We start from the raw sequence: 19,076 nt of genomic DNA, 5'->3' as shown, positions 1-19,076 counted from the left end.
GGCCGCTGCTCGCGCGCCGCGCGATGCGCAACCACGAGCACCGCCAGTCGCGAGAGGCAGATGACGAGTTCGAGGACGACCCAGGTGATGAACAGCGCGGTCGGCTCGCGGATCGCAATTACCGCCGCGACTGCGACCGTATTGACCGCGCCGGCCGCGAACACCGGCAGCGAGCCGTAGAGATCCCCGATCAACGCCGCGCGGATGTCGTCCGGCACGCCCGGTCCGGCGTCGGCGAGCCAGCGCGTCACGCCCCAGCGCGGCTGGCTGTATCGTCCTTTTTCGGACTGCATTGTTCTTGCCCCGTACTTTCGGCCGGCAAGAAACCCGACCGGCCCTAACAGGTCTCTAAGGCCGGCCCCCGATCGCGCAACGTGCTTGACGAGCCGTAAAGCCGGGCGGCGCCGCCGCGCCATCGCGATGGCCGCCCGATCATGGCGTGGTCATTCGGCTGTCACCTCGCTCGACTGTGATGCGCCGAGAAGCCGCAACAGCGAGGCGGGGCATCCATGACGTATCTTGGGATTATCTCGACCTGGATCGGCATCGCCGCCTGCATCCTGCAATCTGCGCTCTTCGCCGGGCTCAATCTCGCAGTGTTCACCCTCAGCCTGCTGCGGTTGCAGATCGAGGCAGACAGCGGCAACGGGAACGCGGCGCGGGTGCTCGAGCTACGCAAAAACTCCAACCAGATCCTGGCCACCATCATCTGGGGCAATGTCACCACCAACGTGCTGCTGACGCTGCTGTCGGATTCGGTGCTGGCCGGGGCCGGCGCGTTCGTGTTCTCGGCCTTCGCGATCACGCTGCTGGGCGAGATCTTCCCGCAGGCTTACTTCTCGCGCAACGCGCTGGCGATGACCGCGCGGTTTCTGCCGTTCCTGAATTTCTACCGCGTCGTGCTGTTTCCGCTGGCGAAGCCGACCGCCATGGTGCTCGACTGGTGGCTCGGCTCGGAAGGCATCACCTATCTGCGCGAGCAGGATCTCCGGCAGATGATCGCCCGCCACGTCATCGCCGGCGGCGACATCAGCAAGGTGGAGGCGACCGGCGCCCAGAATTTCCTCGACCTCGACGACATCTCCGTCTGTGACGAAGGCGAGGTGATCGATCCCGCCAGCATCCTGAGCCTGCCGCTCGCCAATCAGCGCTGCGTGCTGCCGAAATTCGACCGTATCCCCGACGATCCGTTCCTGCGCCGGATCGATGCGTCGGGGATGAAATGGGTGATCGTGACCGATCCCGCGGGCGAGCCGGTGTTCGTGCTCGACGCCCATCACTTCCTGCGCGATGCGCTGTTCAACCAGCTCGAGAGCGATCCGACCGGCTATTGGCACCGTCCGATCATCGTGCGCGACGCCAAGGCGCGGCTCGGCGACGTGATCGGGCTGATGAAGGTGATGCCCGAGACGCCGGGCGACGACGTGATCCAGCACGATTTGATCCTGGTGTGGAGCGCCCAGAAGCGCATCATCACCGGCTCCGACCTGCTCGGACGGCTGCTGCGTGGGATCGCGACCGTGGAAAAGCGATCGGCGGCCTAGACCGCGACCAGCTGCTCCGCCGCGTCGCCCGCGCGCTTCGCCTTCTTCAGCTTCGCCGGCGCGAACAGAGTGCCCGCGGCAAGGCCTGCGGTATCGGCAACGGTCGGATCACACGACACCATGGCGGCGACGATGGCGCCGTCGATCAACAGCGCCAGCTGATGCGCCAGCACAGCGGGCTCGGCCGCGCCCATCTCGGCGGCGAGCTTCTCGATATGCGCCAGCACCACCTTCTTGTGCTTCAGCGCGATGTTGCGGAACTGCTTGGCATCCTTGTCGTGCTCGGCGACTGCGTTGATGAAGGGACAGCCGTAAAAGCGTTCCTCGGCGAACCATGTCTTCAGGGCAGGGAAGATCCGCGAAAGCTTGGTCTGCGGGTCGCCGCCGCCGGCCTCGATCGCGCCGATGAACCATTCGCGCCACTGCTTGCCTTCGCTCTCCAGCACCGCATGCACCAGATTGGTCTTCGAGCCGAACAATTTGTAGAGCGTGGTCTTGGCGGTTCCAGCCTCATCGATGATCGCATCGATGCCGGTGGCGTTGATGCCGTTCTTGCAGAACAGATGCGTCGCCGCATTGAGCAGGCGCCCGCGCGCCGATTCATCATCGCCGGCGGCGAACGCCGCGGCAGGTTTTTTCTTCGAAAGCGATTTGGCCACCATGCGCGGCAGTAAATCGGAGCGCGGCAAAATCATCAAGCCGCATCTTCAAGCCCGCATCCATGCGCTGAAAATAATCGCCGCCGCGCGGCATTTGCCGGGCGATTGAGCAGACGGGCGCTGATCAATCCGCAGGCAGCCTCGCTTAAGCGCCTGCGCGATTTCACCTTTTGATTTGCGGGAGGACTGGCACGCTTCGTGCAGGAAACAGACCGTTCGGTATCCTGACCATTTCCATCGCTCCCAGGGAGAAAACTGATGACCGCTGTCGCTCAAAAAACCGCTCTGACCGGCTGCCTCGCGCCGATCGATAAAGGCGGGCTCGAGCAGCTCATTGCCAACGGCAAGGCCAATCCGAAGGTGATCAAGACCTTGAAGTGCAAGACGGTGGCCGAGGGCAAGTTCCGCCACGCCAACTACATCCGAAACCTCGCGCCCTATATCGTCGACGAACCGCCGGGCCTGCTCGGCGATGACACCGCGCCCAATCCCTCCGAAGCCTCGCTCGCCGCGCTCGGCTCCTGCCTCGCGGTCGGCCTGCACGCCAACGCCGTGCATCGCGGCTGGATCGTCAACAAGCTCGAGCTCGAGCTCGAGGGCGATCTCAACATCACCGCAGTGTGGGGCACCGGCGACGTCAGCGAGAAGCCGGTCGGCTTCACCGACGTGCGCGTCAAGGTCGACATGGAATGCGAGGGCGTCTCGCAGGGCGAGATCGACGCGCTGGTGGCGCATGTGAAGAAGTGGTCGCCGGTCGCCAACACCTTCACCCGCCCCGTCAATCTCGAGGTCAGCGCGTAAGGCGCCAATCGGCAATTCCAGGTGCGGAGACCAACCATGGGTTCACTGGCTTTATCGCGGGTCGCAGCTCAAGATCCCGCACCGACCATCACGGACGAGGTCGCGCGCCTCGCCCGCCAGGAGCTGGCACCGCTCGCGTCCGCGATCGATGCCGGCTCGGTCTATCCCAGCGAATTCCTGCGTCGGCTCGGCAAGATCGGCGCGTGGAGCAGCCACGTGCCGCAGGAGGGGCCCGCCGATCTGCGCTGGGCGATCCAGTCGATGGCTGCGCTCGGCGAGGTCTGCGGCGCCACCGCCTTCATGGCGTGGTGCCAGAACACGCTGGTGTGGTACGTCGCCAATTCCACCAACATGAAGCTCGCCGCGCGCTTCGGCAATTGCTTCTCCAGTGGACGTGCGCTCGGCGGCACCGGGCTCTCCAACCCGATGAAGAGCTTCTTCGGCATCGAGCGGCTGAAGCTGAAGGGCCGGAAGGTCGATGGCGGCTACGTCGTGCGCGGCGCGCTGCCCTGGGTGTCGAATCTCGGCCCTGACCACTACTTCGGCACGATCTTCGAGCGCGAGGACGAGGGCACCAAGGGCGAACCGAGCGGCACCGTGATGTTCCTCGCCGATTGCTCCGATCCCGCGATCACGCTGACGTCATGCAAGCCGTTCCTGGCGATGGACGGCACCGGCACCTACGGCGTCCAGTTCCGCGACGTGTTCGTGCCCGATGAACTGATCCTGGCCGAGCCGGCCGCGCCGTTCGTGAAGAAAATTCGTGCGGGCTTCATCCTGCTGCAGGCCGGCATGGGCCTCGGCCTGATGAAGGACTGCATCAATATCATGGACGAGGTCCATGCCCCGCTCGGTCACGTCAACCGCTATCTGCCGCAGCAGCCGCTGCAATTCCGCGAGCTCTATGCCGAGCTCGAGAAGGAGGCGATGACGCTGGCAAGCGATCCCTACAATGCCGATGACAGCTACTGGCGCCGTGTCGTCGCGCTGCGCCTGCGGATCGGCGATGCCAGCGTCGCGTTCGCGCATGCCGCGATGCTCCATTGCGGCGCGCGCGGCTACCTGATGAGCCATCGCGCCCAGCGCAGGCTGCGCGAAGCCTATTTCGTCGCCATCGTCACGCCCGCCACCAAGCAGCTGCGCAAGATGCTGGCGGACGGGTGAAGCATGATCCGGAAAAGTGGGAACCGGTTTTCCGAAAAGATCATGCTCAAACCAGTTCGGGACCACCAAGACTAGCAACCACAAACAGGAGAGAGCCATGACGGACGTTCTGATCACCGCCGGCGAACTTGCCGAGCTTGTCAAGAAAGAACCGTGTGTCATCATCGACACGCGCAATCCGGATGCCTACGCGGCCGGCCATCTGCCCGGTGCCGTCAACGTGCATGACATCTTCACGTTCCTTGCGACCTCGACGCCGGAGGGCATCCACGAACTGAAGACCAAGTTCGCCGATGCGTTCGGTGGCGCCGGTCTCTCCGGCAAGGAAACCGCCGTGATCTACGAGCAGTCGATGAACTCCGGCTTCGGCCAGTCCTGCCGCGGCTACTTTCTGCTGACCATGTTGGGCTACCCCAAGGTCAAGGTGCTGCATGGCGGCTTCGACGCCTGGAAGGCGGCGGATCTGCCGGTCACCACCGACGTTGCCGTGCCGCTCAAGGTCGGCTTTGCGATCGTGCCGGAGGCCGGCGACATCATGATCGATGCCAAGGCGATGCTGGCGGCGGTCGGCAAGCCCGGCGTCGCGATCCTCGACGTGCGCGATGTCGACGAGTGGATCGGTGAGAGCTCGTCTCCGTATGGCAAGGATTTCTGCCCGCGCAAGGGCCGCATTCCCGGCGCGGTCTGGCTCGAATGGTACCGGATGATGAAGCCGACCAGCGAGGGCCCGCGCTTCAAGTCGAAGGACGAGATCCTTGCCGAATGCGCGACCGTCGGCATCTCGCAGACCACGCCGGTCTATCTCTACTGCTTCAAGGGGGCGCGCGCGTCGAACACGTTCCTGGCGTTGAAGAACGCCGGCGTAAAGGACGTGCGCATGTATTTCGGCTCCTGGAACGAGTGGTCGCGCGACGCCTCGCTGCCGATCGACGAGGGCTTGCCGACCGCTGCCGTCGTCACGGGCAAGGCGGCATAGAACCTGCATGTTTCCCAGCGTCCGGCGGCGCAAAACGCGGCCGGACGCCGATCAATGAACCGGATCGCGGAGGTCTCCGCGTTTCGGTGCGACAATGGGGCGCAGCATGTCCATGTCAGACGATCCCTTCGATGCCGAACGTGATCTTTCACGATCAGGCTGCGGCTGCGGGCTGCATCGCTCGCCAGCCGAGCACGACCATGCCGCGCGCACGCTGCGCTGCGAGCCGGTGGTGAGCGAAGAGAAACGCTACGAGGGCATCGTCGCCTCGGCGGTGATGCGGGCGGTGTTTCCACAGGATGTCGCGCGCCGCGCATTTCTGAAATCGGTCGGTGCCGCGACCGCGCTCGCCGCGCTGTCGCAATTCTTCCCGTTGAAGACGGCGACGGAGGCGTTCGCCGATGCCGGTCCACCGGAGAAGAAGGACCTCAAGATCGGTTTCATTCCAATCACCTGCGCGACCCCGATCATCATGGCGGCGCCGCTCGGCTTCTATGCCAGGCAGGGGCTCAACGTCGAGGTGGTGAAGACCGCCGGCTGGGCCGTCATTCGCGACAAGACCATCAACAAGGAATACGACGCCGCCCACATGCTGGCGCCGATGCCGATCGCGATCTCACTCGGGCTTGGCGCCAACGCGATCCCGTTCACGGTGCCCGCGATCGAGAACATCAACGGGCAGGGCATCACGCTGGCGATGAAGCACAAGGACAGGCGCGCTCCGAAGGACTGGAAGGGCATGAAGTTCGCCATTCCGTTCGACTATTCCATGCACAATTATTTGCTGCGCTACTACCTCGCCGAGCACGGGCTCGATCCGGATACCGATGTGCAGCTCCGCTCGGTGCCGCCGCCGGAGATGGTCGCCAATCTGCGCGCCGACAACATCGATGGCTTCCTCGCGCCCGACAACATCTGCCAGCGCGCGATCTATGACGGTGTCGGCTTCCTGCACATTCTCTCCAAGGAGATCTGGGACGGCCATCCCTGCTGCAGCTTTGCCGCAAGCCGCGAGTTCATCACCACGGCGCCGAATTCCTTCGCGGCACTGACGCGCGCGATCGTCGATGCCACCGGCTATGCGGCAAAGGCAGAGAACCGCAAGCAGATCGCAGAGGCGATCGCGCCGGCCAACTACATCAACGCGCCGGTGACGGTGCTGGAACAGGTGCTGACCGGCACCTATGCTGACGGGCTCGGCGGCGTGAAGACAGATCCGAAGCGCGTCGACTTCGATCCGTTCCCCTGGCAGTCCTTCGCGGTGTGGATGCTGACGCAGATGAAGCGCTGGGGCCAGATCAAGGGCGACGTCGACTACAGAGCGGTTGCCGAGCAGGTCTATCTCGCGACCGACACCAAGAAGGTCATGGCCGAGATGGGGCTGACACCACCGCCGACCGCGTACAAATCGTTCTCGGTGATGGGCAAAAGTTTCGATCCGGCCAAGCCCGACGATTATCTGGCGAGCTTCAAGATCAGGAAGTCGTCGTGATGACAGGGATTCTCTCCACCACGTCGTCCCGGCGAAGGCCGGGACCCATAACCACAACTTTCGGTGTTTGTGCGCGGTGTCTCCCGGCGTGCTCCATCGAGGGGCCGCGGCGTATGGGTCCCGGCCTTCGCCGGGACGACGGGCTGAGAGGTCTTGCACAATGACCCTTTCCCTCCGCTTCCGCGCCGCCATCGTCTCGCTCGCGCTGCTCGGCGTCTTCCTCGGCGTCTGGCATCTCGCGACCCGCGGCGGCGGCGCGACCGCGACCATGAGTCCGGAATACGCCAAGCTGATGGGCCTGACGGCGACGCAGGGCAAGTCGGCGATGCCCGGGCCGCTCGATGTCGGCGCAAAGCTGTGGGAGCATCTGAAGCGTCCGTTCTACGATAACGGGCCGAACGACAAGGGCCTCGGCATCCAGCTCGCCTATTCGATCGGGCGGGTCGGGCTCGGCTATTTGATCGCGGTCATCGTCGCGATCCCGCTCGGCTTCATGATCGGCATGTCGCCCCTGATCAGCAAGGCGCTCGATCCCTTCATCCAGGTGCTGAAACCGATCTCGCCGCTGGCCTGGATGCCGCTGGCGCTCTACACCATCAAGGACTCCTCGATCTCGGCGATCTTCGTCATCTTCATCTGCTCGGTGTGGCCGATGCTGCTCAACACCGCGTTCGGGGTCGCCGGCGTGCGCAAGGAGTGGATCAATGTCGCGCGCACGCTCGAGGTCGGCACCGTCAGGCGCGCCTTCACCGTGATCCTGCCGGCGGCGGCGCCGACGATCCTGACCGGCATGCGGATCTCGATCGGGATCGCCTGGCTCGTAATCGTGGCGGCCGAAATGCTCGTCGGCGGCACCGGCATCGGTTACTTCGTCTGGAACGAGTGGAATAATCTGTCGATCACCAATGTGATCATCGCGATCCTGTTGATCGGCCTCGTCGGCATGCTGCTCGATCAGGTGCTGGCGCGCTTCACGCGCATGGTGACGTTTCCGGAGTAGGGCGGTGCGGATGATGTTCACGGACGGCGCCACATCTTCACCTCGCCCCGCTTGCGGGGAGAGGTCGATCGCGAAGCGATCGGGCGAGGGGGACTCTCCGCGGGTCCGTCTGTCACCGTTCTCGTGGAGGAAGCCCCTCATCCCAACCCTCGCAGAGCGAGCGAAGCTCGTCTTGACCCCGCGAAGAGCGGGGCGAGGGGGCGCAGCTGCCTCGCGGAAATGCCGATGACCGACAAGTTCATCTCCATCGAGGGCATCGCGCGGCGCTATCCCGGCGCGGGCGGCGGCACTACCACGGTGTTTCAGGATTTCTGGCTGTCGATGGCGCGCGGCGAGTTCGGCTGCGTGATCGGCCATTCCGGCTGCGGCAAGACCACGGTGCTGAATATCCTCGCCGGCCTCGACGAGCCGAGCGAGGGAACTGTCATCGTCGACGGGCAGGGCATCGAGGGCACCAGCCTCGACCGCGCCGTGATCTTCCAGAGCCACGCGCTGCTGCCGTGGCGCACCGTGCTCGGCAACGTCGCCTACGCGGTCAGCTCGAAATGGCGCAAATGGGACCGCGCGCGGGTCAAGGCCCACGCGCAGAAATTCATTGATCTGGTCGGGCTGACCGGCTCCGAGCACAAGCATCCGTCGGAACTGTCCGGCGGCATGAAACAGCGCGTCGGCATCGCGCGGGCGCTGTCGATCACGCCGAAGATCATGCTGATGGACGAGCCGTTCTCGGCACTCGACGCGCTGACCCGCGGCACGCTGCAGGACGAGGTGCGGCGCATCTGCCTGGAGACCGGGCAGACCACTTTCATGATCACCCACGACGTGGATGAAGCGATCTTCCTCGCCGACAAGATCTTCCTGATGACAAACGGCCCCGGTGCTGTGCTGGCCGAGATCGTCGAGAACCCGCTGCCGAAGGAGCGCGGCCGCATCGATCTGCACCGCCATCCCTATTATTATGCGCTGCGCAACCATATTGTCGATTTCCTGGTCAGCCGCAGCAAGAGCTTTGCCGCCGAGGTAACCGATCACGATCCGCGCCACGTGCCGACGGTGCGGCCCGGCCTTGGCGAGCCGGTGATCGTCTCGCCGCCGCGCGTCGTCGAACCCAATCCCGCGCAAAGTGTTGCGCGCTGAAGCCTGAGGAGGAAACCCCAATGAAACGCGAAGACCTCACCGAAAAGCTGCTCGACATCAAGCGCGAGAAGGGCTGGAGCTGGAAACACATCTGCGAGAAGATCGGTGGCTATTCAGAGGTCCTCATCGTCGGTGCGATCCTCGGCCAGATGAAGCTGACGAAGCCGCAGGCGGCGAATGCCGGCGAGCTGTTCGGGTTGTCGAAGGCCGAGATCGCGATGCTCAACGAGGTGCCGATGCGCGGCACCGGCACGCCGATGCCGCCGACCGATCCCCTGATCTACCGCTTCTACGAGATGGTGATGGTCAACGGCCCGGCCTGGAAGGCGCTGATCGAGGAAGAGTTCGGCGACGGCATCATGTCGGCGATCGACTTCGACATGGCAATGGAGCGCGTCGCCAATCCGAAGGGCGACCGCGTCAAGATCACCATGAGCGGCAAGTTCCTGCCGTACAAATATTACGGCGCCAGCGGCAACGTGCCGGAATACGGCTTCAAGGAGGAATGAGGAGGGCGCGAGCGCTGCACGCCGCGCGCTCCCTGGTGTTTCGCCAAGGCTACAGAATCGTGCCCGGCGCGTAGCTCGCTGCTTCCGGCTTGGCCTTCGCCAGGGCGTCGACTTGCTCGGCGAAGTGGTCGACCTGGGCGGCGGCGTCGCCGGAGTTGGCGCGGCCCTGGTCGAGCACGGCCTGCAGCTCGGCTGCGCTGAGGCCTAGACGCTGGTCGGCGGCGAGGCGCTGCAGCAGATCGTTCTGCACGATCTTGCCGGTGCGGAGGTCGCCGATGGCGGCGACGGCGTGCTCCTTGATCGCCTCGTGCGCGCCTTCGCGGCCGGCGCCCTTCTTCACCGCCTCCATCATCACCGTGGTGGTCAGCAGGAAGGGCAGATAGCGATTCAGCTCGGTCGCGACGACGGCTTCGAACACCTCCATCTGGTCGAGCACGGTGAGCAAGGTTTCGAGCAGGCCGTCGATGGCGAGGAAGGCGTCGGGCAGCATGACGCGGCGGACCACGGAGCAGGAGACGTCGCCTTCGTTCCACTGGTCGCCGGCGAGGCCTGCGGCCATCGCGAGATAGCCCTTCAGGATCACATGCAGGCCGTTGATGCGCTCGCAGGAGCGGCTGTTCATCTTGTGCGGCATCGCCGAGGAGCCGACCTGGCCCTTGGCAAAACCTTCGCTGGCGAGTTCGTGGCCCGCCATCAGGCGGATGGTCTTGGCGAAGTTGCCGGGCCCGCTGGCGAGCTCGGTGAGCACGCTGACCGCACGGAAGTCGAGGCTGCGCGGATAGACCTGGCCGACGGCATCGAGCGCCTTCGGCAGGCCGAGGTGAACCAGGATGCGCTGCTCAAGGTCCCGTGCCTTGCCGGCATCGCCATTGAACAGGGTGATCTGGTCGAGGCGGGTACCCACCGCGCCCTTCAGGCCTCGCGCGGGGTAGGTCTGCAGCACGTTGACCAGGCTCTGATGCCCCAGCAGCATCTCCTCGCCGGACATGGCGATGCGCTTGCCGAGCGTCGTGACCTGCGCGGCCACGTTGTGGGTGCGCGCGGTGAACGGGATGTCGCGCAATTGCTTCGCGCGCTTCGCAAACCGGATGAGCGCGGCGATGCTCTTGGTCTCGACCAGCTGCAGGGCGCGGTAGACCTGCAGCTGCTCGACGTTCTCCGTGAGGTCGCGGCTGGTCATGCCCTTGTGCAGGTGCTCGTGACCGGCCAGATCGCAGAACTCCTCGATCCGCGCCTTGACGTCGTGGCGGGTAATGCGCTCCCGCTGCATGATGGACTTGAGGTTGATCTGGTCCTTGACGCGCTCGTAGCTCTCGATCACGCCATCCGGAACCGGGATGCCGAGATCGCGCTGGCCCTTCAGCACGGCGATCCAGTAGTCGCGTTCGAGGCGCACCTTGCCTTCGCCACTCCAGATGGCGCGCATGGCAGGGGAGGCGTAACGTTCGGCGAGGACGTTGGAAATGTGATCTTGGGACATGATTCCGCTCTCTTGGCATTGCCTGAGGCCGGCCGCAAGTCGCGAGCTGTCATGAATCGTCAGGTCTGATAGGGCCTTGGCCGGACTTGCGGTGTTGGCGCCACCATACCAGATCCTGGAAAGCGCCGCCTCAGGCGATCCGGGGCGGCGCTCGTCGCAATGATCATCGGGAGTTGGGCAGTTCAGCGCTGCCCGGCGTGCAGCCTCAGAGCGAGAGCGCCACGGCGGCCGGTGCGCAGCTGATGCCCGCGCTGTTCGGCACGGCCAGGTCGCTGGTCCAGTTGTCCTCGCCGTCCGTGGTCTTGTACAGGAACTGGCCGTTGGGTCCCTGGTGCAGGATGTACAGCGTATCGTTGAAGACCACCGGCGCGGCGTTGCCGAAATTGCCCGGCGTGTCGGGGACCTGGAGGTCCGCCCCCCAGCCTTCGTTGCCGTCGAACCTCTTGAAAAAGAAGACACCGCTGGGGTCGTTGAAGAACAGGTAGATCAAGTTCTTGTACAGCGCGGCGCCCGGGCCGTTGCTGAGGCCTTCCGTGCCGGCAACCGGATTGCTTCGCCAGGTGCTGCGGTCGAAGGTCGCGTACCAGAAGCGGTTCAAATTGCCCGGTTCGCTGAAGCCGGGCCCACGGCCGAACACATAGAGCGTGTCGCCAAGCACGACCGCGGCCGGTGTGTCCACGTTCTGGTAGGCCACCGAGTTGAGGTGGTTGGTGCCGGAGGCGTTGACCTCGGACGCGAAGTCGGTGCCGTCATACGTCTTGTACATCAGGTTCGTGCTGCCGGGATTTTAATAGATCAGATAGATCAGGCCGCCATACACGGCGGCGGCAACTCCAGCGTTCACGCCGGCGGTGCCGGGCACCTGGGCTGCTGCCGTCCACACCTCGCCGTCATAGACCTTGCAATAGAGGGACTGGTTGAGCGGGTAGAACACGTACAGGTTGGCGTTGAACACGACGGCCGCGGGCGTGTTGCTGATCCAGATGTTGCCCGGTACCGGGACGTCGCCGCCCCAAGCCTGACCGTTGAAGACGTTCGAATAGAACAGCGGACTATTTCCGACGCCCTTGTGGAAGGAAAACAGCCAGGTCGGCATTCTGAAAATCCTCCATGGTGACGAAACGCCGCCTCTGATGATCGGTGCGGGGATCGACGTGCGCGGAACGGAATCGAATGGATTTGAACGTGCGCGTGCGAGCGTAGTCTTCTACGCCCGATTCACACAATGGTTGTGTGAAGCTGTTCACTCGCTCCTAAGGGAGAATTCGAATTTCTTTGCGCGGATTGAGAATTTCGGGTGCGAATTGGGGAGGGGTCGTTAGGTCCCACGTCGAGGATTGATCCCGAAACGATGCAGTCTCTTCCCGTCATTGCGAGGAGCGATAGCGACGGAGCAATCCATCTGACCGGTGTGCGGTGACAATGGATTGCTTCGCTTCGCTCGCAATGAGGCTGATCGTTGAATTATCCCCGGCTGGCCGTGAACATCTCACGCACCTCCTTCACCGGCGCCATGTCGCGCACGAAGCTGAACGCGCCCTGATCCTTCATCTCGCGGGCGCAGCGCAGGAAGGCGTTGAGCGCGTGGCGCTCCATCGCGCCACCGACGCTGATGCGTTTGACGCCGGCGGCCGCGATCTGCTCGACCGTCAGGGTCGGATCGGCAAAGCCCATCACGAGGTTGAACGGCCGCTTCAATGCCGAGACCACTGTCTTGATCGTGCCGATGTCGTAAAGGCCGGGCGAATACAGCACGTCGGCGCCGGCGGCTTCGAAGGCCTGAAGCCGCTTGATGGTGTCGTCGAGATCCTTGCGCCCCCAGAGGAAGTTTTCCGCCCGCGCCGTCAGCGTGAACGGGAAGGGCAGGGCGCGCGCGGCCTCGACGGCAGCCTGCACCCGCTCGACCGCGAGCGAGAAATCGTAGATCGGATGCTCGCGGTTGCCGGTGGAGTCCTCGATCGAGCCGCCGACCACGCCGGCCTCGGCGGCACGTGCGATCGCCTTCGCCGCAGTCTTCGGATCATCGGCGCCGCAATTCTCAAGGTCGGCGTTGACGGGCAGGTCGGTGGCCTCCGATATCACCCGGCAATTCTCGATGATCGCATCGAGGCTCACCGTTGCGCTGCCGAGCGTGTTGGCGAGCCCGAGGCTCGTCGTCGCGAGCGCTTCAAAGCCCATCGCCGCGAGCAGCTTCGCCGTGCCGGCGTCCCACGGGTTCGGGATGATGAAGGCGCCGGGCCGCTGATGCAGCTCGCGAAACCGTGCTGCCTTGTCTGCCTGGGTGCGCATGTGAACTCCTGATGGTTGGGAAAGCGACTGGCGACAGCGATAGGGCGGTTTCGGCCATCAGACAAATTTGTTATTCCTCTCAATGCTATCAGCTTTTTGCATGAGGCGAATGATGGACAGCGACGCGCTCAATACGTTCCTGGTGGTGCATCGGCGCGGCGGCATCTCGAATGCCGCCAAGGCGCTGCATCGCTCGCAGCCGGCGATTTCAAGGCGCATCGCGCTGCTGGAGCAGGAGCTCGGCGTGCCCTTGTTCGAGCGGATCGCGGGCAAGACGCGGCTCAGCGATGCCGGGCGGGTGATGGTGCCCTATGCCGAGCGCGCGGTGGCGGCGGCGCAGGACGCCGAGAATGCGGTGCGCGCGCTCTCGCGCGATAATTCCGGCCCCGTCGCGCTGGCGGTGACCGGCACGCTTGCGGGCGAACGGCTCTCGAAAGTGCTGAAGCGCTTTGCCGGCCGGCATCCTGATGTCGCGCTGACGCTGCGCACTGCGACCAGCGCCGAGGTCAGCGATCTGATTCGGCGCGGCGAGGCGACGATCGGGCTGCGCTACGACCGCGACCGCTCGCACGATCTCGATTGCGAGGGGCTGTTCGCCGAACCGCTCGGGGTGGTCTGCGCGCCGGATCATCCGCTGGCCGGACGTCGCGTCGGCAAGCTCGCCGATCTCAGGGACGAGCGATGGATCGCCTTTCCCGAAGTGCCGGGACGCCGCGAGATCACCGCCTCGCACGTGTTCGCGTTGTTCCTGACGCACGGGCTCGGCGAGGTCGACTGGACGCCGGTCGACAGCCTGACGGCGCAGAAGCGGCTGGTCGAGGCTGGGTTCGGGATCGCGCTGTTGTCACAAAGCAATGCAGCGGAGGAGCTGCGCACCGCGACGCTCGCGACGATCCGCGTCGGCAATCTCACCGCCAGTCACGAAGTGGTCGCGGTGACGCGGCATGGCGGCTTCCTCAGCGCCGCGTCACGGCGCCTGCTCGACATCATCCGCGCCGAGTTCACCAGGGCGAGGGGCACAAATACGTCGCGCCGGAACGGTGTCCGGCGCGCGCAAAGGTCGAGTTTGTAGGGCGTCGCGGGAATTCAGGTCCCCGCCTTGACCTGCGCCGCAGCCACGGCCAGCAGCTCGTCCATCTTGGCGCGGACGTCGCGCTCGGTGACGGCCTGGCCCTTGGCGGTGAGGTCCTTCAGGACCTTGTGCAGCACGTCATTGTCGCCGGGTTCCTCGAAGTCGGCGGCCACCACGTCCTTGGCATAGGCAGTGGCGGCGTCGCCTGCGATGCCGAGCTTCTCGGCGGCCCACAGGCCAAGCAGCTTGTTCCGGCGCGCCTCAGCCTTGAATTTCTGTTCCTCGTCGAGGGCGAACTTCTTCTCGAAACCTTCCTCGCGCTTGTCGAATTCGTTCATGGCTGAAGTTCCAATTCCCTGCTGAATGGCGGGCCTTCCGCGCGTTGCGACAGCCCCGATGCGTGCCTAAATAGGAGGGAGGAATCGGCAAGACAACGAGCCGTTAAGCCGCAGGCAAAACAGGCGGAATCGGTCCTTTTTGATAGGGCGGTATAAGTGCCCCGAAACGGGCACTATCGATTGTGCTGGATGGCCCAATCGGATAGGTTGCCAACAGGCATGGTTCTTGTTCTGTTTCCAGTGGATTGTTCGGGTTCCAGGCCTCCGCGGCAGCTCCGTCGTGGGTCGTAACCCAAGTCATCCGGAGCACCCAAATCCATGGATTTCAACAAAACACGGTACATCCCAATGAGCCGTCGACGCCGTATTTATGAAGGCAAGGCCAAGGTGCTTTATGAAGGCCCCGAGCCGGGAACCCTGATCCAGCACTTCAAGGACGACGCGACCGCGTTCAATGCAAAGAAACACCAGGTGATCGAGGGCAAGGGCGTCCTCAACAACCGGATTTCGGAGTACCTGTTTCAGCACCTCAACGACATCGGGGTGCCGACCCACTTCATCCGCCGCCTCAACATGCGCGAGCAGCTGATTCGCGAGGTCGAGATCGTGCCGCTCGAGGTGGTGGTGCGGAACGTCGCCGCCGGCTCGCTGTCGCAGCGGCTCGGGATCGAGGAGGGCACCCAGCTGCCGCGCTCGATCATCGAGTTCTATTACAAGAACGACCAGCTCAACGACCCCATGGTGTCGGAAGAGCACATCACCGCCTTCGGCTGGGCCACGCCGCAGGAAATCGACGACATCATGGCGCTGGCCATCCGCGTCAACGACTTCCTCACGGGTCTCTTCCTCGGCATCGGCATCCGTCTCGTCGACTTCAAGATGGAGTGCGGGCGGCTGTTCGAGAACGAGATGATGCGGATCATCGTCGCCGACGAGATCTCCCCGGACTCCTGCCGTCTCTGGGACATCAAGTCGAACGAGAAGCTCGACAAGGACCGTTTCCGCAGGGATCTGGGCGGCTTGCTCGAAGCCTACACCGAAGTGGCAAAGCGCCTCGGCATCCTGATCGAAAATGAACGGCCGGCCGGAAGCGGCCCTGTGCTGGTGAAGAGCTAAGAGGCAATCGTGAAGGCACGTGTGACTGTTACGTTGAAGTCGGGCATCCTCGATCCGCAGGGCAAGGCGATCGAGGGGGCGCTGAAATCGCTCGGCGTCGACGGCGTCGCCAGCGTTCGCCAGGGCAAGGTGTTCGACATCGAGCTCGCCGCGACCGACAAGGCCAAGGCGGAGGCGGCGCTCAAAGCCGCCGCCGACAAGCTGCTGGCGAACACCGTGATCGAGAATTATCGGGTCGAGGTCCTGAGCTAGCCGGGCGAGCCAAATGATAACAGCCGCTCCCGTCTCTGCTGGCAGTGACCGTATCTTCGTCCGATCGCTGTTGGTTGCGCTGCTGATGGTTGCCGGGATCGGCAGTGTCTCGGCGCAATCGGCGCCGCCACCACCATCCGCCACGACGCAGCAGCCGCCGTTCACGGTCAGCGGGTGGAGCTACGAGCGCCGTGGCTCCGACGTGCACATGTTCCGCTGCGCGCAATCGTCCTGCGGTGCAGGTTCCAAGGTGAGCTACCGGTTTTATACCGGCGGAAAACAGATGACTCTCGACCAGTTCCGTGAGGGGCAGGAGCAGATCATCAAGGCGCTGGAGCAGCGGACGCCCGGACAGCGCATCACGCTGCTCGGCGTCGATGGCGACAAGGGCACAGCGCCGCGCATGTTCAAGGCGCGGCGCCTGACCGTGACGCCCAACGGCGCGAACGAGTATCAGGTCAGCGGCTTGCTGTTCGGCGGACAAGGCGGCTCCGCCAGCCTGATCAGCTCGGCGCGTGACGAAAAGGCCAGCAACGATAATTACGCAAGATTTGTCGCCGCCGTTAAGCTCGTGCTGGCGTCCAAAACCAGGTGATGCAATGAAATCAGCCGTTCTCGTCTTCCCCGGCATCAACCGCGAGCGTGACATGGCGCGCGCGCTCAAGCTTGCATCCGGCAATGAGACTTCGATGGTCTGGCATGCCGAGACCGCGCTGCCCAAAGGCACCGACCTCGTGGTGGTGCCCGGCGGCTTCTCCTATGGTGATTACCTGCGCTGCGGCGCGATCGCGGCCCGCGCGCCCGTGATGGACGCGGTGCGCGACTTCGCAGCCTCGGGCGGGCTCGTGCTCGGCGTCTGCAACGGTTTCCAGATCCTCTGCGAATCGGGACTGCTGCCGGGCGTGCTGATGCGCAACGCCGGGCTGAAATTCGTCTGCCGCGACGTGCACATGCGCGTCGAACGCTCCGATACGCCGTTCACCCGCGGCTACAATGCCGGCCAGGTGATCCGCGTGCCGGTGGCGCATGGCGAAGGCAATTACGAGGCGGATGAAGAGACGCTGAAGCGGCTCGAAGGCGACGGGCGGGTGCTCTACCGCTACTGCTCGCCGGAGGGCGTGGTCGACGAGGCCTCCAACTTCAACGGCGCCGCGCATTCGATCGCCGGCATCGTCAACGAGCGCGGCAACGTGCTCGGCATGATGCCGCATCCGGAAAACCACGTCGAAGAGATCATGGGCTGCACCGACGGCCGCGGCCTGTTCGCGGGGCTGGTCCAGCAGTTCGAAAAGGCGGCGTAACGGAAATGCTGGGGCGGTGGTGCGTTGCCGCAGTCGCGGCGCTTGTGTTTGCGACGGCGGCTAACGCCCAAGACTCCTCGAAGCTGGACTTCCCGAAACGCCCGATCACGATGATCGTGCCGTTCACGGCCGGCGGCACCTCCGACGTGATCGCTCGCGCGGTGGCCGACCAGATGAGCGCGGCGCTCGGCCAGAGCATCATCATCGAGAATGTCGGCGGCGCCGGTGGCTCGACCGCGCTGACCCGTGCGGCGCGCGCCGAGCCCGACGGCTACACCATTGCGATCGGCAACGCCGGCACCAATGCCGCGACCTACACCATCTATCCGAAACTGTCGTTCGCACCTGACTCCTTCGCGCCGATCGCCGTGGTGGCGAAGACCTTCGGCATCGTGGCGCTGCGCAAGGATTTCCCGGCCAAGGACCTCAAGGAATTCATCGACTACGCGAAGAAGAATCCGGGCAAGGTCAATCTCGGCCATGCCGGCGTCGGCTCGTCGAATTACCTGATCTGCAAGAGTTTCGTGCATGCCGCGGGGATCGACGTGCAGCTGGTCGGCTATCGCGGCGCGGCGCTCGCGCTGACGGATGCGATCGGCAGCCAGATCGACGGCGTCTGCGATGCCGCGGCCTCGGTGTCGCAGGCGATCGACGACAAGCTGGTGAAAGCGGTCGTGGTCGGGTCCACCGTGCGGCTCGCTTCGCTGCCGGACCTGCCGACCTCGGCTGAGGCCGGCCTGCCCGAGTTCGAGGCGCAGGGCTGGAACGGCCTGTTCGCCCCGAAGGGCACCCCGCCCGAGATCATCGCCAAGCTCAACGCTGCTGCGCGCACTGCGGTTGCGAGCGAGGCGGTGAAGAAGCGCTTCGTCGATCTGTCGACCGTCGCTCCCGATGCCAATGAGCTCGCACCCGAAGTGCTGCAACAGCTCGTGACCCGCGACGTCGCGAAATACCGCGCGCTGCTGGCGGACGACAAGAAGTAGCATTTCTGCGGCGTGCAACGCCCTGATGCGGACACAGTCCGCGGCGAGCCTGAGTTTCGGGTCTGATCGGGGAGGCGGCCATGCGCCGTGTGGTCTTGCGCTGCTACGCCAGCATGGCGCTTGCTTGGCTCGTTGCCGGCCCAGCAGCCGGCGAGCAGGCTAAGTTGACTTATTCCCCCTGGACAAAGCTCTGCATGGCCGACACCTGCTTTATCGGGCGAGAGGGGCGATCGAAGATAGATGACACAGACTGCGGACCGGTCGTAGCGGCCGCGCTCATCGCGCGTAGCGGAGATCCCAGGAAGACGTTGCGTGTCACCCTGCCGGCCGGGGTGAAGGTAGAACGTGGTGTTCGGATCATCATCGATCAGGAGCAAGCGATTGAGCGGCCCTACACGAGCTGCTTTGCCAAGGGTTGCATCGCAGACTACGACGCGGGGCCGGAACTGGTCGATCAGCTCAAGCAAGGGCATATCCTTGCCCTGGAAGCAATCGACAAGGCCAATTCGCCGATCAGCCTGATCGTCCCGCTCGCCGGATTTGCTGATGCCTACGATGGACCCAAACAGGAGACGAAGGTCATCGAGGAGGTACTTTCGGCCGAGGAGAAGCAGGCGAGGTCAGAGCGCGCGCAGCGCGCCGAAGAGGAACGCAAAGCGCGCTGCGAAGCGAGATAGACGACCGCTCTAGGTGTTTAGTCCCGGCATTTTCTGGAGCGGATTGAGTTTGAATCGTTCAGGCTGGGAAGTCCAGCATTTGCAGATGTATTCGTAAGGCGTGAGGCCCTTCAGGGTTTTCAGCCGTCTGGCGTAGTTGTAGGCGCTGATGAAGTCGGCCAGGTGAGCTTCGAGCTGATGGTGTCGATCGTAGTGATAGCGTTGGACGGTCGCTTCCTTGATGGTCCGGTTCATGCGCTCGACCTGGCCATTGGTCCAGGGATGCTTGATCTTGGTCAGCCGATGT

At 64.2% G+C, this 19,076-nt stretch carries 22 protein-coding genes and 1 pseudogene; 15 read left to right on the top strand and 8 right to left on the bottom strand.

Going from position 1 to position 19,076, the window contains the following annotated elements; translation table 11 throughout:
• Nucleotides 1–293: pseudogene (locus FNJ47_RS33650) on the bottom strand (GGDEF domain-containing protein); the annotation flags it as partial.
• Nucleotides 294–509: 216 nt separating this feature from the next.
• Between FNJ47_RS33650 and FNJ47_RS33645 the strand changes: the two are divergent.
• Nucleotides 510–1,544 (top strand): DUF21 domain-containing protein, encoded by a 1,035-nt coding sequence (locus FNJ47_RS33645; RefSeq protein ID WP_163160224.1) that lies wholly within the window; start codon nucleotides 510–512, stop codon nucleotides 1,542–1,544.
• Here FNJ47_RS33645 and FNJ47_RS33640 read toward each other — a convergent pair.
• A complete protein-coding gene (locus tag FNJ47_RS33640; RefSeq protein ID WP_163160223.1) occupies nucleotides 1,541–2,206 on the bottom strand; it encodes a TetR/AcrR family transcriptional regulator in 666 nt (221 codons plus the stop codon). The two genes, FNJ47_RS33645 and FNJ47_RS33640, sit on opposite strands and share 4 nt — an antisense overlap.
• 255 nt (nucleotides 2,207–2,461) lie before the next feature.
• Here FNJ47_RS33640 and FNJ47_RS33635 point away from each other — a divergent pair, with 255 nt between their 5' ends.
• The 7 genes from FNJ47_RS33635 (at nucleotide 2,462) to cynS (ending at nucleotide 9,282) form a co-directional block, all read left to right on the top strand.
• Nucleotides 2,462–3,004, top strand: coding sequence for an OsmC family protein (locus tag FNJ47_RS33635; protein WP_163160222.1), 543 nt, complete (start codon nucleotides 2,462–2,464; stop codon nucleotides 3,002–3,004).
• Nucleotides 3,005–3,040: 36 nt separating this feature from the next.
• Nucleotides 3,041–4,168: an acyl-CoA dehydrogenase family protein gene (locus FNJ47_RS33630; RefSeq protein ID WP_163160221.1), complete on the top strand. Its 1,128-nt coding sequence runs from the start codon at nucleotides 3,041–3,043 to the stop codon at nucleotides 4,166–4,168.
• A 97-nt stretch (nucleotides 4,169–4,265) separates the two neighbouring features.
• The gene (locus FNJ47_RS33625) at nucleotides 4,266–5,144 is read left to right on the top strand and encodes a sulfurtransferase (protein WP_163160220.1); all 879 of its coding nucleotides are present in this window, start codon (nucleotides 4,266–4,268) and stop codon (nucleotides 5,142–5,144) included.
• Nucleotides 5,145–5,250: 106 nt separating this feature from the next.
• On the top strand, nucleotides 5,251–6,636 hold the full coding sequence (locus FNJ47_RS33620; protein ID WP_163160219.1) for a CmpA/NrtA family ABC transporter substrate-binding protein: 1,386 nt from the start codon (nucleotides 5,251–5,253) through the stop codon (nucleotides 6,634–6,636).
• A gap of 160 nt (nucleotides 6,637–6,796) precedes the next feature.
• On the top strand, nucleotides 6,797–7,636 hold the full coding sequence (gene ntrB / locus FNJ47_RS33615) for a nitrate ABC transporter permease (RefSeq protein ID WP_163160218.1): 840 nt from the start codon (nucleotides 6,797–6,799) through the stop codon (nucleotides 7,634–7,636).
• Between the two features lie 225 nt (nucleotides 7,637–7,861).
• Nucleotides 7,862–8,773 (top strand): ABC transporter ATP-binding protein, encoded by a 912-nt coding sequence (locus tag FNJ47_RS33610; protein ID WP_163160217.1) that lies wholly within the window; start codon nucleotides 7,862–7,864, stop codon nucleotides 8,771–8,773.
• A gap of 20 nt (nucleotides 8,774–8,793) precedes the next feature.
• Nucleotides 8,794–9,282 carry a cyanase gene (gene cynS / locus FNJ47_RS33605; protein ID WP_163160216.1) on the top strand — a complete coding sequence of 163 codons (489 nt, stop codon included), beginning with the start codon at nucleotides 8,794–8,796 and terminating at the stop codon, nucleotides 9,280–9,282.
• A gap of 49 nt (nucleotides 9,283–9,331) precedes the next feature.
• Here cynS and purB read toward each other — a convergent pair whose 3' ends face one another.
• The 4 genes from purB to FNJ47_RS33585 all read right to left on the bottom strand — a co-directional run bounded on the left by purB (nucleotide 9,332) and on the right by FNJ47_RS33585 (nucleotide 13,051).
• Nucleotides 9,332–10,762 carry an adenylosuccinate lyase gene (gene purB, locus FNJ47_RS33600; protein WP_163160215.1) on the bottom strand — a complete coding sequence of 477 codons (1,431 nt, stop codon included), beginning with the start codon at nucleotides 10,760–10,762 and terminating at the stop codon, nucleotides 9,332–9,334.
• A 205-nt stretch (nucleotides 10,763–10,967) separates the two neighbouring features.
• Nucleotides 10,968–11,528, bottom strand: coding sequence for a hypothetical protein (locus FNJ47_RS33595; protein WP_163160214.1), 561 nt, complete (start codon nucleotides 11,526–11,528; stop codon nucleotides 10,968–10,970).
• 21 nt (nucleotides 11,529–11,549) lie between these two features.
• Nucleotides 11,550–11,858, bottom strand: a complete 309-nt coding sequence (locus FNJ47_RS33590) for a hypothetical protein (protein ID WP_163160213.1) — start codon at nucleotides 11,856–11,858, stop codon at nucleotides 11,550–11,552.
• Between the two features lie 368 nt (nucleotides 11,859–12,226).
• Nucleotides 12,227–13,051: an isocitrate lyase/PEP mutase family protein gene (locus FNJ47_RS33585; protein WP_163160212.1), complete on the bottom strand. Its 825-nt coding sequence runs from the start codon at nucleotides 13,049–13,051 to the stop codon at nucleotides 12,227–12,229.
• Nucleotides 13,052–13,163: 112 nt separating this feature from the next.
• Between FNJ47_RS33585 and FNJ47_RS33580 the strand changes: the two genes are divergently transcribed.
• On the top strand, nucleotides 13,164–14,123 hold the full coding sequence (locus FNJ47_RS33580) for a LysR family transcriptional regulator (protein ID WP_163160211.1): 960 nt from the start codon (nucleotides 13,164–13,166) through the stop codon (nucleotides 14,121–14,123).
• Between the two features lie 14 nt (nucleotides 14,124–14,137).
• Here the strand turns inward: FNJ47_RS33580 and FNJ47_RS33575 are convergent, their stop codons facing one another.
• Nucleotides 14,138–14,461 carry a DUF1476 domain-containing protein gene (locus FNJ47_RS33575; RefSeq protein WP_163160210.1) on the bottom strand — a complete coding sequence of 108 codons (324 nt, stop codon included), beginning with the start codon at nucleotides 14,459–14,461 and terminating at the stop codon, nucleotides 14,138–14,140.
• Nucleotides 14,462–14,809: 348 nt separating this feature from the next.
• On the opposite strand from FNJ47_RS33575, the gene purC reads away from it, so the two are divergent.
• From purC to FNJ47_RS33545, 6 genes are all read left to right on the top strand, one after another.
• Nucleotides 14,810–15,577: a phosphoribosylaminoimidazolesuccinocarboxamide synthase gene (gene purC / locus FNJ47_RS33570; protein ID WP_016843454.1), complete on the top strand. Its 768-nt coding sequence runs from the start codon at nucleotides 14,810–14,812 to the stop codon at nucleotides 15,575–15,577.
• 9 nt (nucleotides 15,578–15,586) lie between these two features.
• Nucleotides 15,587–15,829: a phosphoribosylformylglycinamidine synthase subunit PurS gene (gene purS, locus FNJ47_RS33565; protein ID WP_029083848.1), complete on the top strand. Its 243-nt coding sequence runs from the start codon at nucleotides 15,587–15,589 to the stop codon at nucleotides 15,827–15,829.
• 13 nt (nucleotides 15,830–15,842) lie between these two features.
• Nucleotides 15,843–16,424 carry a hypothetical protein gene (locus tag FNJ47_RS33560; protein ID WP_236000244.1) on the top strand — a complete coding sequence of 194 codons (582 nt, stop codon included), beginning with the start codon at nucleotides 15,843–15,845 and terminating at the stop codon, nucleotides 16,422–16,424.
• Nucleotides 16,425–16,428: 4 nt separating this feature from the next.
• On the top strand, nucleotides 16,429–17,130 hold the full coding sequence (purQ, locus tag FNJ47_RS33555) for a phosphoribosylformylglycinamidine synthase subunit PurQ (protein WP_163160209.1): 702 nt from the start codon (nucleotides 16,429–16,431) through the stop codon (nucleotides 17,128–17,130).
• A gap of 5 nt (nucleotides 17,131–17,135) precedes the next feature.
• Nucleotides 17,136–18,113 (top strand): tripartite tricarboxylate transporter substrate-binding protein, encoded by a 978-nt coding sequence (locus tag FNJ47_RS33550; RefSeq protein WP_163160208.1) that lies wholly within the window; start codon nucleotides 17,136–17,138, stop codon nucleotides 18,111–18,113.
• A gap of 80 nt (nucleotides 18,114–18,193) precedes the next feature.
• Nucleotides 18,194–18,790: an invasion associated locus B family protein gene (locus FNJ47_RS33545; protein WP_163160207.1), complete on the top strand. Its 597-nt coding sequence runs from the start codon at nucleotides 18,194–18,196 to the stop codon at nucleotides 18,788–18,790.
• A gap of 9 nt (nucleotides 18,791–18,799) precedes the next feature.
• On the opposite strand, the gene FNJ47_RS33540 is transcribed toward FNJ47_RS33545, so the two are convergent.
• The coding region (locus FNJ47_RS33540; protein ID WP_163160206.1) for an integrase core domain-containing protein at nucleotides 18,800–19,076 on the bottom strand (277 nt) is incomplete at its 5' end.

The organism is Bradyrhizobium uaiense, assembly GCF_010811875.1.
GTDB classification, from domain to species: domain Bacteria; phylum Pseudomonadota; class Alphaproteobacteria; order Rhizobiales; family Xanthobacteraceae; genus Bradyrhizobium; species Bradyrhizobium uaiense.
Note: the sequence above shows the minus strand (reverse complement) of the source record. Positions and strands in the feature narration are given on the sequence as shown.